The sequence below is a fragment of the Paraburkholderia suaedae genome, assembly GCF_040812055.1.
Taxonomy (GTDB): Bacteria; Pseudomonadota; Gammaproteobacteria; order Burkholderiales; family Burkholderiaceae; genus Paraburkholderia.
This window is the reverse complement of the sequence record NZ_JBFOAH010000006.1, coordinates 80116-93975: the sequence shown is the minus strand read 5'-3', so window position 1 is coordinate 93975 and position 13860 is coordinate 80116. Positions and strand designations below refer to the sequence as shown.

At 64.5% G+C, this 13860-nt stretch carries 13 protein-coding genes and 1 pseudogene; 5 read left to right on the top strand and 9 right to left on the bottom strand.

Annotated elements, in window-relative coordinates; genetic code table 11:
- Positions 1-65 precede the first annotated feature (65 nt).
- Together ABQJ48_RS11055 and ABQJ48_RS11050 are read left to right on the top strand one after the other, a co-directional pair.
- Positions 66-227 (top strand): annotated as a pseudogene (locus ABQJ48_RS11055) (ABC transporter permease); the annotation flags it as partial.
- Between the two features lie 150 nt (positions 228-377).
- Positions 378-1922 carry an FGGY-family carbohydrate kinase gene (locus ABQJ48_RS11050; protein ID WP_367837989.1) on the top strand — a complete coding sequence of 515 codons (1545 nt, stop codon included), beginning with the start codon at positions 378-380 and terminating at the stop codon, positions 1920-1922.
- Between the two features lie 84 nt (positions 1923-2006).
- On the opposite strand, the gene kynA is transcribed toward ABQJ48_RS11050, so the two are convergent.
- The 3 genes from kynA to kynB form a co-directional block, all read right to left on the bottom strand.
- The gene (gene kynA / locus ABQJ48_RS11045) at positions 2007-2939 is read right to left on the bottom strand and encodes a tryptophan 2,3-dioxygenase (protein ID WP_367837987.1); all 933 of its coding nucleotides are present in this window, start codon (positions 2937-2939) and stop codon (positions 2007-2009) included.
- 10 nt (positions 2940-2949) lie between these two features.
- Positions 2950-4200: a kynureninase gene (kynU, locus tag ABQJ48_RS11040; RefSeq protein WP_367837985.1), complete on the bottom strand. Its 1251-nt coding sequence runs from the start codon at positions 4198-4200 to the stop codon at positions 2950-2952.
- A gap of 66 nt (positions 4201-4266) precedes the next feature.
- Entirely contained in the window at positions 4267-4902 is a 636-nt protein-coding gene (kynB, locus tag ABQJ48_RS11035) for an arylformamidase (protein ID WP_367837983.1), read from the bottom strand.
- A gap of 130 nt (positions 4903-5032) precedes the next feature.
- Between kynB and ABQJ48_RS11030 the strand changes: the two genes are divergently transcribed.
- Complete coding sequence (locus tag ABQJ48_RS11030; RefSeq protein ID WP_367837981.1) at positions 5033-5545, top strand: Lrp/AsnC family transcriptional regulator; 513 nt, start codon at positions 5033-5035, stop codon at positions 5543-5545.
- A gap of 37 nt (positions 5546-5582) precedes the next feature.
- Here the strand turns inward: ABQJ48_RS11030 and ABQJ48_RS11025 are convergent, their stop codons facing one another.
- Positions 5583-6092, bottom strand: coding sequence for a flavin reductase family protein (locus tag ABQJ48_RS11025; RefSeq protein ID WP_367837979.1), 510 nt, complete (start codon positions 6090-6092; stop codon positions 5583-5585).
- A 259-nt stretch (positions 6093-6351) separates the two neighbouring features.
- Between ABQJ48_RS11025 and msrA the strand changes: the two genes are divergently transcribed.
- A complete protein-coding gene (gene msrA / locus ABQJ48_RS11020) occupies positions 6352-6900 on the top strand; it encodes a peptide-methionine (S)-S-oxide reductase MsrA (protein ID WP_367837977.1) in 549 nt (182 codons plus the stop codon).
- A gap of 187 nt (positions 6901-7087) precedes the next feature.
- Here the strand turns inward: msrA and ABQJ48_RS11015 are convergent, their stop codons facing one another.
- From ABQJ48_RS11015 to pdxH, 3 genes are all read right to left on the bottom strand, one after another.
- Positions 7088-8515: a DUF72 domain-containing protein gene (locus tag ABQJ48_RS11015; RefSeq protein WP_367837975.1), complete on the bottom strand. Its 1428-nt coding sequence runs from the start codon at positions 8513-8515 to the stop codon at positions 7088-7090.
- Between the two features lie 80 nt (positions 8516-8595).
- Positions 8596-9810 carry a class I SAM-dependent methyltransferase gene (locus ABQJ48_RS11010; protein ID WP_367837974.1) on the bottom strand — a complete coding sequence of 405 codons (1215 nt, stop codon included), beginning with the start codon at positions 9808-9810 and terminating at the stop codon, positions 8596-8598.
- A gap of 141 nt (positions 9811-9951) precedes the next feature.
- Positions 9952-10593: a pyridoxamine 5'-phosphate oxidase gene (gene pdxH / locus ABQJ48_RS11005; RefSeq protein ID WP_367837972.1), complete on the bottom strand. Its 642-nt coding sequence runs from the start codon at positions 10591-10593 to the stop codon at positions 9952-9954.
- Between the two features lie 245 nt (positions 10594-10838).
- Between pdxH and tcdA the strand changes: the two genes are divergently transcribed.
- Positions 10839-11696 carry a tRNA cyclic N6-threonylcarbamoyladenosine(37) synthase TcdA gene (gene tcdA / locus ABQJ48_RS11000; protein WP_367837970.1) on the top strand — a complete coding sequence of 286 codons (858 nt, stop codon included), beginning with the start codon at positions 10839-10841 and terminating at the stop codon, positions 11694-11696.
- Between the two features lie 172 nt (positions 11697-11868).
- Here the strand turns inward: tcdA and trxA are convergent, their stop codons facing one another.
- Positions 11869-12717, bottom strand: coding sequence for a thioredoxin (gene trxA, locus ABQJ48_RS10995; RefSeq protein ID WP_367837968.1), 849 nt, complete (start codon positions 12715-12717; stop codon positions 11869-11871).
- Positions 12718-12846: 129 nt separating this feature from the next.
- Entirely contained in the window at positions 12847-13722 is an 876-nt protein-coding gene (locus ABQJ48_RS10990) for a pirin family protein (protein ID WP_367837966.1), read from the bottom strand.
- Positions 13723-13860: the final 138 nt, after the last annotated feature.

Sequence of the window (13860 nt, the reverse complement as noted above, 5' to 3'; positions counted from 1 at the left end):
GACAGTCGGCAGCACTCCGCCTCGCGCACCGGTGCGCTCCGGCTGGGCCGCGCACTCCGAACCCGGGCGGGCGCGGCTCGGTCATCGGCACGTTGATCGGCGCGCTGCTGCCCGGCGTGCTGAACAACGGCCTGAACATGGTCGGCGTGAATCCGTATAGGCAGAACGTGATCAAGGGCGCAGTCATTCTGCTCGCGATCTACAGCGGCCGCGAGCGCAGAAAGTAATTCTCTCCGCCCACTTCTCCTTTGCAGGACAATGCAATAAAGCTTGCCGATTCCCTCGATTCGATCAAGGTGTTGATGAAGCCGCATGCGTGAGCCTGGAACGTGAAACCTGCGTATCGGCGTCACACGCGGCCCACGAACGGAGACAGTATGAACTACGTCATCGGCGTCGATATCGGCACGCAGAGCACGAAAGCGCTGCTGGTCGATCAGAAGGGCGCGATCGTCGCGCAGCATGCGTCGAGCTATCAGCCGGATACGCCCAGGCCGCTGTGGGCCGAGCAATGGCCGGCGGTGTGGCTGAAGGCGGTGGTGGAATGCGTCGCGGCGTGCGTAAGCGAAGCGAAGCAGGCGGGCATTGCGGCGGAGTCGATCAAGGCGCTGTGCGTGAGCAGTCTGTACGGCGGCTCCGGCATACCCGTCGATAACGACATGCGGCCGCTCGCGCCGTGCCTGATCTGGATGGACCGCCGCGCGACCGCGCAAGTCGAATGGGTGCGCGGCAACGTCGACCTCGAACGACTCCAGGCGATCACCGGCAACGGCCTCGACAGCTATTACGGCTACACGAAGATGCTGTGGCTGCGCGAGCATGAGCCGGACATATGGGCGCGCACGCGCTACTTCCTGCCGCCGAACGCCTACGTGATCTACATGCTGACCGGCGAGGTCGCGGTCGATCACAGTTCGGCCGGCAACATCGGCGGCATTTACGACATCGCGAAGCGCGACTGGTCGGATGAAGCGCTCGACATGCTCGGCATTCCCGCGACGATGATGCCGGAGCGGCTCGTCGAATCGTCCGAGGTGGTCGGCGGGCTGTTATCGCAGTGGACTGCGCAGCTCGGGCTGGACGCCGGGACGGCGGTCGTCGCGGGCGGCGTGGATGCGGCCGTGGCGACGTTCGCCGCCGGCGTCACGCGCGGCGGGCAGCATGTCGCGATGATCGGCACCAGCATGTGCTGGGGCTATATCAACCAGAGCGTCGACGCGCGGCATGGATTGGTCAGCATGCCTCACGTATTCAACGGCCTGCACGATATCTACGTGTTCGGCGGCGCGATCACGGCGGGCGCGTCGGTCACCTGGTTTCGCGAGCAGTTCTGTCACGCGGAGATCCAGGCCGCGCGCGCGCTGCCGCACGGCGATCCGCATCGCCTGCTCGAAGAGAGCGCCGCGCACGTGCCGGCCGGTTCGGACGGCGTGATGTTCCTGCCGTACCTGATGGGCGAGCGCAGCCCGGTCTGGGATGCGCAGGCGAGCGGGGCGTTCGTCGGCCTAAGTCTGTTTCACACGCGCGCGCATCTGTACCGCGCGGTGCTGGAGGGCGTGACGTTCGCGCTGAAGCACAACATCGAGGCCGGCCGCAAAGGCGCGCAATCGCTCGACGACAAGCTGATCGTGGTGGGCGGGGCCGCGCATTCGGATTTGTGGATGCAGATCATCGCGGACGTCACCGGCTACCCGGTCTATACGATCGAACAGGAAGTGGAAGCCGCGATGGGCGCGGCGCTGCTCGGGGCGCTCGGTGTCGGACTGATCACGCGTGAAGCGGCCGAGGCCGGTTGGGCGACGTTGATCGAACGCGCGCAGCCCGACGCGCAGCGGATGGCTTTATACGAGCAGCGCTTTAGCGTTTATACGGATCTCTATCCGGCGCTCAAACCGATCATGCATCGATTGCAATCGTCGTGAATACGACCTTTGATTTTTCCGGCCGCTCGATCGACGGCGGATAGTCGGCGCTGAATGTGGCCCGGCAAAGGCGCGCTACGCTTGCTACAACAGCGTTCTCACATGCCAAAGCTCGGGAAACAGCACCACGTCCAGCATCTTGCGCAGATACGTCGCGCCACTCGTGCCGCCGGTGCCCTGCTTGAAGCCGATGATCCGCTCGACGGTGGTCACATGCCTGAAACGCCATTGGCGAAACGCGTCTTCGAGGTCGACCAGTTCTTCGGCCATCTCGTACAGCTCCCAATGCTGCGACGGATTGCGGTACACCTCGAGCCAGGCGGCCTCGACCGACGCGTCGTGAGTCGTGGGCTGAGTCCAGTCGCGCTCGAGCCTCGAAGGTGCAATCGCAAAGCCGCGGCGCGACAGCAAGCGCACGACTTCGTCGTAGAACGAAGGCGCTTCGAGCGCGGCCTTCACGTCGGCGTAGACCTCTGCGCGATGCGCGTGCGGCTTGAGCATCTGCTCGTTCTTGTTGCCGAGCAGAAACTCGATCTGCCGATACTGGTACGACTGGAAGCCCGACGAACTGCCGAGATAAGGCCGCATCGCGGTGTATTCGGACGGCGTCATCGTCGCGAGAACGCTCCACGCCTGGACGAGCTGCTCCATAATTCGCGACACGCGCGCGAGCATTTTGAAGGCCGGCGGCAGTTCGTCGCGATGCACCGCCTTCAACGCGGCGCGCAGTTCATACAGCGCGAGCTTCATCCATAGCTCGCTCGTCTGATGCTGGATGATGAATAGCATCTCGTTGTGATCCGGCGACAATGGGTGCTGCGCAGCCAGCACCGTGCCGAGCGACAGATAATCGCCGTAGCTCATCGATTCGGCGAAGTCGAGCTGCGCGTCATGCCAACCGCCGTCCGCGGCAATGGCAGCTTGGGCAACCGCAGCCTCCCCGCGCCCATGTCCGAACGGACAGCCCTGTGTGACGGGTTCTTCCGGCAAACCCGGTGTTTGCATGTGATCGGTCATTGCGCGCTCCTCAGGTCACGGCGCCGCGAGCGGCGAATTCCGGTGCCCGCCAGGTCTCTTGCGTGAGCACTTCGCGCAAGGCTTCGACGGCGTCCCATACATCGACAAAGCGCGTGTAGAGCGGCGTAAAACCAAAGCGCAACACATGCGGCTCACGGTAATCGCCGATCACGCCGCGCGCGATCAGCGCTTGCATCACTTCGTAGCCATGCGGATGTTCGAAGCTCGCATGCGAGCCACGCTGCCTGTGTGCACGCGGCGTCACGAGCTTGAGCGGAAACTCGTTGCAACGCGCCTCGACCAGTTCGATGAACAGATCGGTCAGCGCCAGCGACTTCTTGCGGATCGCCTGCATGTCGGTTTGCAGGAATACGTCGAGCCCGCATTCGACGAGCGCCATCGACACCATCGGCTGCGTGCCGCACAGGAAGCGGCCAATACCGTCATCCGGCCGATACGCCGGGTCCATCGTGAACGGCGCGCGATGACCCCACCAGCCGGAGAGCGGCTGCGCGAATTCGTTCTGGTGGCGCTTGGCCACCCACACGAACGCGGGCGAGCCCGGCCCGCCATTCAGATACTTATACGTGCAGCCGACCGCGTAGTCCGCGCCGACGGCGTTCAGATCGACCGGCACCGCGCCCGCCGAATGGGCGAGATCCCACAGCGCGAGCGCGCCTTTGTCATGGATCAGCTTCGTCAGCGCGGCCATGTCGTGCATGTAGCCGGTGCGGTAGTTCACGTGCGTGATCATCGCGATGGCGGTGTCGTCGCCGATCGCCTCGGGCAGCTCGGACGGATCGTCCACGAGGCGCAATTCATAGCCGCGGTCGAGCTGCTCGATCAGCCCTTGCGCGATGTACAGATCGCTCGGGAAATTCGAACGCTCGGAGACGATCACGCGACGCTTCGGATCGCGCGCCTGCGCGACGCGCACCGCGGCGGACAGCAGCTTGAACAGGTTGATGGAGATCGTATCGGTGACGACCACTTCGTCCTGGTCCGCGCCGATCAACGGCGCGAGCTTGTTGCCGAGACGGCGCGGCAGCGCAAACCAGCCGGCATTGTTCCAGCTACGGATCAGCCCTTCGCCCCATTCGGCCGCGATCACCGTCTGCGCGCGTTGCGCGGCGGCGGCCGGCGGCACGCCGAGCGAATTGCCGTCGAGATAGATGGTGGTCGACGACAACGCGAACTGGTCGCGCAGCGCGGCGATGGGATCGGCGCGGTCGAGCGCCAGTGCTTCGTCACGATGATTCATGGTGGTTCCGTCGGTTGGATCAGTGGGGTTCAGCGCAGCGGCCGGGTTCGGCGGGCTCAGCGCGTGTCACGTTTCTGGCAGTGCGCGCAACACCGCGCGCACCGGACTCGCGTCGAGCGTGGTCAGCTTCAGCGGAAGCGCGATCAACTCGTAGTCGCCCGCGGCGACGGCATCCAGCACGATGCCTTCGAGAATCGCCATCCGGTGCGCGCGAATGCGGCGGTGCGCGTCCATCGTCCTGGACTCCTGCGGGTCGAGCGACGGCGTGTCGATACCGATCAGTTGCACACCTCGGGACGCGAGCAGGTCGATCGTGTCAGGCGCGACCGCGCAGAACGCGCTGTCCCAGGCGGTCGTCGGCGCGTTTTTGTAAGTGCGCAGTAAGACGCGCGGCGGCAGGTCGTCGAGCGAGCCGGCCAGGTGTTGTGGCGTCACAACAGGCGACGCGCCGATGGCATGAATCACCCGGCAGCGCCCCAGATAGGCGTCGAGCGGCACTTCGCCGATCGCCGCGCCGTCGGCGTCGTAGTGCAACGGGGCATCGGCGTGCGCGCCGGTGTGCGGGGACAGGGTCAGCCGCGCGACGTTGACCGGCGAGCCCGCATCGATGCGCCACATCGGCTCGATCCCGACCGGCGTGTCGCCCGGCCACACGGGCGTCGCCGTATTGACGGCCGGCGTGATGTCCCAAAGTGTTTGCATGTCCCTGTCGATGAATGGTCGCTATGCGGAAATGATAGGCGGCATGGCGAAAAATGTGATTGCGAAAAAATCACCTTCTAAGCGCTGTCTTGGAACATAATTTGAGCCAAACAGGAAAGGGAGACCGAATATGAGCGCGATCTCGCTCGACGCCACCGATTGCCGTATCCTGGCGGTGCTCCAGCAGGAAGGACGAATCAGCAATCTCGATCTGGCGGAGCGCATCTCGCTGTCGCCGTCGGCTTGCCTGCGACGCTTGCGTCTGCTGGAAGAGCAAGGTGTGATTGAACATTACCGCGCGTGTCTGAACCGCGAAGTGCTGGGCTTCGAACTGGAGGCATTCGTCCAGGTGTCGATGCGCAACGACCAGGAGAACTGGCACGAGCGTTTCGCCGAGGCGGTGCGCGACTGGCCGGAGGTGGTCGGCGCGTTCGTCGTGACGGGCGAGACCCACTATCTGCTGCGGGTTCTCGCGCACAACCTCAAGCACTATTCGGATTTCGTGCTGCAGCGCCTGTATAAGGCGCCGGGCGTGATGGATATTCGCTCGAATATCGTGCTGCAGACGCTGAAGGAGGATTCGGGCGTGCCGGTGTCGCTCGTGAAGAAGACCGGGCACGGCGCGGCGCATAACGACCGCTAGAGGCCGGGGCTCGCGGCGCGCAAGCGCGGCCGTAAGTTCACAGCGGCTTGAGCCCGTGGAACCGCCCGTTCTGAAACACCAGCGGCACCAGATCCGCCGCTTTGTCATGCACGCCGCAGCGCTCCACTTCGCCGACGAAAATCACGTGATCGCCTTCCTGATAGCGGCTGCGGTTATGGCATTCGAACCAGGCGAGCGCGCCGTCGAGCACCGGCATGCCGGTATCGCCTTGCGCGTGCGAGACCCCTTCGAAGCGGTCGCCCTTCACGGTCGCAAAGCGTTTGCAGAGATCGAGTTGCGAGGCGGCCAGCACATTGACGACATAGTGGCTGTTGGCCTGGAACACCCGCATCGACGCCGAGCGGGTGGCGAGACTCCATAGCACCAGCGGCGGATCGAGCGACACCGAGTTGAACGAACTGGCCGTGATGCCGATCAGTTCGCCCGACTCTGCTCGCGTCGTGATGACGGTGACGCCGGTGGCGAACTGGCTGAGCGCCTGTTTAAAGGCGCTCTGGTCGAAATTGGGCGGGCTGGCGCGCTTCATTGGAAGGCGTCTCCTCGCATTAGCGGGACCGCCGGACTGAACCCATAGCGCGCGTGGTCGGAAACAAATGATTCGAAAGTCATAGTGAAAATCGTCGATTTGTCCCAATTTTAACTGCAATCGCGGCGCATTGGCCGCGACATCAGCCAGTCAGCGTAAAACGCGCTAAGCTGGTAAGCCTCCCGTTCGCGGCATCAGCGCGGTGCCGATAGACAGACGGCACAGGCCGACCATCAGTATGAAGGAAGGAGCGAGCAGCATGAGTCAGACAGGCGAAGTCGCCACGCTTGGCGGCGGATGTTTCTGGTGCCTCGAAGCGGTGTATCTGGACGTTGAAGGCGTGAACGCAGTGGAGTCGGGCTATGCGGGCGGCCACGCCCGTCATCCCACCTACGAGCAGGTGTGCGACGGCGAGACCGGTCACGCCGAAGTGGTGAAACTCGACTTCGATCCGGCGAAGATCAGCTATCGCGAGATTCTCGACATTTTCTTCGCGATTCACGATCCGACGCAGCTCAACCGGCAGGGCAACGACGTCGGCACGCAGTACCGGTCGGTCATCTTCACGCATTCCGATGCGCAGCGCGAGACGGCGCTGCAGGCGATCCGCGAGATCGGCGAGCAAGGGATCTACGACGGGCGGATCGTCACCCAGGTGCTGCCGCTCGACAACAACTACTGGCCTGCCGAGGCGTATCACCAGAACTATTTTGCGCAGCATCCGAATCAAGGATATTGCTCGTTCGTGGTGGCGCCGAAAGTGGCGAAGTTTCGCCAGAAGTTCGCGCACAGAATCAAGGCGAGGTGAGGCCGGGCCAGCGGGCGACTAGCTGCGCGCCGCTGTGCTCGGGGCGCGGCACCACTGGTCACGCGCGATCGAGCGCTTCGCAGTCTGCGTTGGTCGCGTGCGCGGCGCAGGCAATCGACGTAGGTCGCGCAAGTACGAGCGCAAGCGCAAGCGAGCGTGCCCCGATCTGCCGCCGTGCCGCACGAGCCTACCCGACCTGGAAACCGCGTTCGTCGCCGGGCTCACCGTCATCGCCTGGCTGTGGTTCCCGCTCGTGCTGAGACGGCCCTTCGTTCTCAGGTTCGCGTTCCTGCGCTTGGCGCGCATACGCTTCGACAATCTCGCGCGCCAGTTCCACGCAGCTCAACGGCGCCGACCCTTCCGCCTTGTTGTTGATCGCGATCACCACCGGCTGACCGGCCAGCGCATAGCGCACGGCCAGCTCGGCGAGCGACGCGCGAGTCGCCGGGTCCTGGTCGATCAACTGGTTGAACGGCTCGTACCTGGCCTTTGCCTGCTCGTATTTGAAGCCGCCGTGCAGACTCCATCGCACGATGAGCGGTCCGGCCGGCTCGCCGTCCAGCAGCGCCAGCGCGGCGGCCTGGCGCAGCGGGTCCGGCATCCGCGCGTGAATGCCCACGCAATAGCGCACGCCCGACGCTTTGAGCATGCGGATGAAGCGCGGCGTGAGCAGACTCGCATCGCGGATTTCGATCGCGTAACAGGTGCCGTCGGGCAGCTTCGGCAAGGCCGTCAGGAACTCGGCGAGGCGTTCGATGAACACCGCCGGCTGCGCGAGCATCTGATCAGGCAGCGGCGAAAGCTGGAACACGAGCGCGCCGGCTTTGGCGCCGAGCCCTTCGACGCAGGGCGTGACGAATTCGTCGATGGCGATTTGCGCGCTCAGGAAACACGGGTTCAGCGAGACCGGTTCGCCGTGTTCGGCGCGCACGGTGGCCTCGGTGACCGTCATCGGCGCCTTGACGATGAAGCGGAAATGCTCGGGGACCTGTTGCGCGTAGCGCAGGTAGTCGGTGACTGACAGCGCCTGATAGAACGACCGGTCGATGCTGACCGTCCTGAGCAGCGGATGCGCACCGTAAGCCGTGAGACCGTCGCGCGAGAGCTTGCTGTCGCTGTAATCGTCGCCATAGACGATGCCGTTCCAGCCCGGAAAAGACCAGGTGGACGTGCCGAGGTGGATTTGCGGCGGCAGCTTTGCCGCGAGCGCGAGCCATTCGGGCGATGGCGGCGCGGCGAGGATTTCGCGTGCGCGGCGTTTTCGTGGGGTATCGGCGGTGGCAGGGGCCGCGCTCGCGGCAGATTCCGGCGCGGTGCGCTCCGGTGGGTCTTCGTCGTGCCAGAGCGTGGCCTCGTGGGACTGGCCGCGCGAGGGGCTTCGCCGCCCGGATCGCGGCGCGGTGCCGGTTGTTGCCGCTGCGACAGGCGCTTGCACGGCAGGGCGGGGCGCATCGACAGGCGCCGCGCGGCGCGGTTGTGCGTCATGAGCGTGCGAAGGTGCCGGTTCCGCCGGCATCCCGAACAGGTCGAACTGCGCGGCTTTACCGCTGGCGTCATCGCCGTCATTCATGCCGCTTTCCGGCTGTTCGACTTCGCTTGTCCTGCACTGGTCCATCACTATTCGGCCTGATCGTCGAAACAGGATTGCGCCGCGCCCGTCCGCACATCATGCACGGCGCCGCGACGCAACCGGCCTCACAGCGGCTTTTCGTACATGTAGCGGCGCGACCACGGCAAGGTTTTCGCGCTGCGGCCGGCTTTGCGGCACACCACCTGGTAGATCGACACGTCGTCGGTTTCGAACGCGTACGCGCAGCCGGCGAGGTACACCCGCCAGATGCGGAATTTTTCGTCGTCGACCAGCTTGCGGGCTTCGTCCGCGTGCGCCTCGAAATTTTCGGCCCACAGATTCAGCGTGTGCGCATAGTGACGGCGCAGGCTTTCCACGTCAACCGCTTCGAGCCCGCCGCGCTGCATCGCCTCGAGCGCGAGGCTGATGTGCGGCAGCTCGCCATCCGGGAATACATAGCGGTCGATGAATTCACCGCCGCCGAGCGCGGTCTCGCCGCTGTCCGAGTCGCTCGACGTGATGCCGTGATTCATCGCGATGCCGTCGTCGGCCAGTAGCTCGCGCATTTTCTGGAAGTAGCCGGGCAGATTCTTGCGGCCGACGTGCTCGAACATGCCGACGCTGGTGATGCGATCGAATTGCCCCGTGATCTCGCGATAGTCCTGCAGGCGAATTTCGATCTGTCCTTCGAGACCCGCCGCTTTCACGCGCGAAGTGGCGAGCTCGAACTGGTTCTGCGACAGCGTCACGCCGACGCATCGCGCACCGAATTTCTGCGCCGCGCGCAGCACGAGCGCGCCCCAACCGCAACCGATGTCGAGCAGATGCTGCCCCGGCTGCAACTGGATCTTGGTGAGGATGTGGTCGATCTTCTTGAGTTGTGCGGTGGCGAGATCTTCATTGCCGTTCTCGAAGTACGCACACGAATAGACCATGTTCTCGTCGAGCCACAGCTTGTAGAACTCGTTCGACACGTCGTAGTGGTACTGGATCGCCTTCTTGTCCGACGCCTTCGAATGATTGAAGTAGCGCCGCACGCGCGCCAGCTTGCTCGCACTGGTGACGGTGCTGCGCGCCAGTTGATAGCCGATATTGATGATGTCCGACAGCTTGCCCTCGATGTCGATCTTGCCTTTCACGTAGGCCTCGCCGAGATTGTCGAGGCTCGGTTCGAGCAGATAGGGCAGTGCCGTGGCGCTTTTGACATGCAGGGTGACCTGCGGGGCGGCGAACTGTCCGAAGTCATGTTGCTGGCCATCCCATAGCACGAGGCGTGCAGGCAGGTTAGCCCTGGTTTTGACCTCTTCGACCCACTGGGCCAGCTTCTTCTCCCAGAACATGTGATCTCTCCGTGTCCGTTGAATTAAAGCAAAGCTCGTGTCGATCGTGGCTCGGCGCGGCGCAACTCCCATGCCGCAAGACACGATCAGGCCGGCGCGCACTGCTGCGTTGGCGGCGCGCTGCTGGCGCTAGATTCCGATTCAGGGCGACAGGCGGGAGATGTGCCAGTCGCCGGTTTCGCTTGCGCGAGTGTAGAGCAGACGGTCGTGCAGGCGCGAGGGCCTGCCCTGCCAGAATTCGATCGCTTCGGGCACCAAACGATATCCGCCCCAGTGCGGGGGGCGCGGCGGCTGGTCGCCGTACTGCAGGTTGAATTCCCGTTCGCGCGTTTCGAGCTGCGAGCGGCTTTCAATCACCTGACTCTGATTTGATGCCCATGCGCCGATGCGCGAACCGAGCGGGCGCGAAGCGAAATACGCATCGCTTTCCGCAGCGCTGGTTTTGACGACGCGGCCTTCCACGCGCACCTGGCGCTCCAGCTCTATCCAGTAAAACAACAGGCTTGCGTAAGGATTGGCGGCAAGCTCGCGGCCCTTGCGGCTTTCGTAATTGGTGAAGAACACGAAGCCGCGCTCGTCGATGCCCTTGATCAGCACGATGCGCGCGGACGGCCGGCCGCGCGAGTCGACGGTGGCGAGCGTCATGGTATTCGGTTCGGGCAGTTTGGCGTCGACCGCCTGTTGAAACCACTTGCCGAATTGACGAATCGGATCGCGGTCGACATCGGCGATGTCCAAAGAACCCAGCGAATAATTTTTTCGAAGTTCCGCGAGTGAAGTCATCTTCTTATGCAAACGCTACAGTCAGGCAAGTATAGCTAAGGAGCCGGTTTTTTGCGCGCGACCCGCGCAAGGCGGCGCGCCGTTTCGGCTGCGTGATGCAGCGGCATGAGCCCCGGCGCGTTCAGGCAAAATACGGGCTGATTCCGTTTGAACCGCCATGTTCGCGCCGGCGGTGACGCTTTCGGTCTTGCCCGCTTGTTGCCTTTCTTGCCAGTTTTTGCCTGTTCTTACCGAGCCCTGCCACCATGTCCAGCACGACCGCGCAATCCGATCTTACTACCAGCCTCGACGGGAGCGAAACCGTCGACCGCGCGCGGCGCTTCGGTGGCATCGCGCGCCTGTACGGCGCGCCTGCACTCGCTGCGTTCGAAGCTGCGCACGTCGCGGTGATCGGCATCGGCGGGGTGGGGTCCTGGGTGGCCGAGGCGCTCGCGCGCAGCGCGCTCGGCACGCTCACGCTGATCGATCTCGACAACGTCGCCGAGAGCAACACGAACCGGCAGATCCATGCGCTGGACGGCAACTACGGGAAACCAAAGGTCGAAGCGATGGCCGAGCGCATCGCGGCGATCAATCCGCACTGCGATGTGCGGCTAGTCGAAGATTTCGTCGAGCCAGAGAATTTTGCGGCCACCCTTGGCAACGGTTTCGATTACGTCGTCGACGCGATCGACAGCGTGCGCACCAAGACCGCGCTGATCGCATGGTGCGTCGAGCGCAAACAGCCGTTGATCACCGTGGGCGGCGCGGGCGGGCAGCTCGACCCGACGCGCATTCGCATCGACGATCTCGCGTTGACCATTCAGGACCCGTTGCTGTCGAAGGTACGCGGCCAGTTGCGCAAGCAACATGGTTTTCCGCGCGGGCCGAAGGCCAGGTTCAAGGTGAGCGCGGTGTACTCGGATGAGCCGCTGATCTACCCGGAAGCCGCCGTATGCGATATCGACGAGCAAGCCGAACACGTGAGCACGTCGCCGGGCCACACGGGACCGGTCGGTTTGAACTGCGCGGGGTTTGGTTCGAGCGTGTGTGTGACCGCGAGCTTCGGTTTTGCGGCGGCCGCGCATGTGTTGCGGGCGTTGGCGAAGCAGGCGGTGGCTTGAAACGCTGAGCGCCGCCGGCACCGTGCGGCGCTTCTACCTGCGGCACAGCGCGAAGACTGCGCGGCGCCGTTGCGCACTGCCCGGCGCAGTGCTTCCCGCAGTGCTTCTTCTTCAGGCGCGGCGGCCGCCGCATCGATCTGACTGGCCCCGAGCGGCCTGAATGCGCCCGGAATCAGAACAGCGACGCGCTCAGCTTGCGCCGCCACTGCGACACGAGTTCGGGCTGATGCGCGGCCAGGTCGAACACCGACAACATCGTCTTGCGGCCGATGTCCTCACGGAACGACCGGTCGCGCTGCACGATCGCCAGCAGATGTTCGAGCGCCTGCGCATATTTGCGACGCGCGATGAACGCGCTCGCCAAATCGAAGCGCGCTTCCAGGTCGTCCGGCGCGGCGGCGACTTTGGCTTCGAGCGCATCTGTGGGCGGCAGGTCCGCGGCAGCGTCCACTGCGTCGAGGCGCGTCTTGATCGCGTTGAAGCGCGCATCGATGCCTTGCGTCGTTTTCGGCGACAGCAGGTCGACCTCATTGCGCGCTTCGTCGATGCGGTGGTCTTCGAGCAGCATTTCGATGCGGTCCATGCGTGCTTCGTCGAAGCCCGGGTCGAAGGCGAGCGCGGCTTCCAGCGCTTCGTACGCATCGTCGCGGCGGCCTTCGGCGAGCGCAGTCTGTGCGTCGAGCCGCGCCGCGTCAGCGCCTTGCGGCAGCAGGCGGTCGATGAACTCGCGCAACTGTCCCTCAGGCAACACGCCGATGAACTGATCGACCGGCCGGCCGTCGGCAAACGCCACGACGTGCGGAATGCTGCGCACCTGGAAGTGCGCGGCCAGTTCCTGATTCTCGTCCACGTTGACCTTCACCAGCTTCCATTTGCCGCCCGCTTCGGCTTCCAGCTTTTCCAGCATCGGGCCGAGGCTCTTGCAGGGGCCGCACCAGGGCGCCCAGAAATCGACCAGCACGGGGGCCAGCGTCGACGCCGCGATGACGTCCTGTTCAAAAGTGGCCAGAGTGGTGTCCATTGCTTCCTCGTCGATAAAACGGTTTGTCATGAGGTGGGGGTGAACCGCGCGAATTCAATGCGGCGCGCGTGCTGGTGCTCAATCGGCGCCGTTCCCGCCCGTTTGCCGGGCATTGCGCATCGCTTGTGCCTATTTGCGTTCCGGCAGCGGAATCCATTCGGTTTCGCCCGGCACCGTACCCATCTCCTGACGGGTCCACGCGAGTTTCGCCGCCTCGATTCTTTCCCGCGAACTCGCGACGAAATTCCACTCGATAAAACGTTCGCCGTCCAGCTTTTCGCCGCCGAGCAGCATCACGCGCGCGCCGTGCGTACTCGCGAGCGTGACTGTCTCGTCGAGCGCGAGCACCGCCATCTGGCCCAGCTCGAGCGGTGCGCCGTCGATCTCCAGATCGCCGTCGACCAGATAAACGCCGCGTTCCTCGTGTTCCGGTTCGAGCGCGAACGCGCTACCCGGCGCGAAGTCGGCGGCGACGTACAGCGTGCCGGAAAAGGTCGTGACCGGCGACACCGCGCCGAACGCCGTGCCCGCGATCACCCGCAGCGTGACGCCGTTGCGCTCGACGACCGGCAGCGTGTTGGCCGCGTGATGCGCGAACGACGGCTCGATCTCCTCGTCTTCGAGCGGCAGCGCGACCCACGTCTGGATGCCGTGGATGGTATGGCCGCTCGCGCGGTCTTCGGCGGGCGTGCGCTCGGAGTGGACGATGCCGCGTCCGGCCGTCATCCAGTTGACGTCGCCGGGGACGATCTTCTGCTCCGAACCGAGGCTGTCGCGATGCATGATCGCGCCTTCGAAGAGATACGTCACGGTGGCAAGGCCGATGTGCGGATGCGGCCGCACGTCGAGCCCGACGCCCGGTTCGAGGGTGGCGGGACCCATGTGATCGAAGAAGATGAACGGGCCGATCAGGCGCGCGGCCATGGCGGGCAGCACGCGCCGCACGCTCAGGCTGCCGACGTCGCGCAGATGCGGTTTGAGGACTGCTTTGATCGAGGAAGTCATGGGCGGCTCGGCTGGAAGGGTGAGGGAAGATTCTCGACACTGAACGATTCTACTGCGCAGCGCGTGATGTCGACGGCTCGCCGCCCACCGGCGCCCTGAGCGCGCGCCGCACGCGCGATCCCGCGGGGCGGCCGGCTC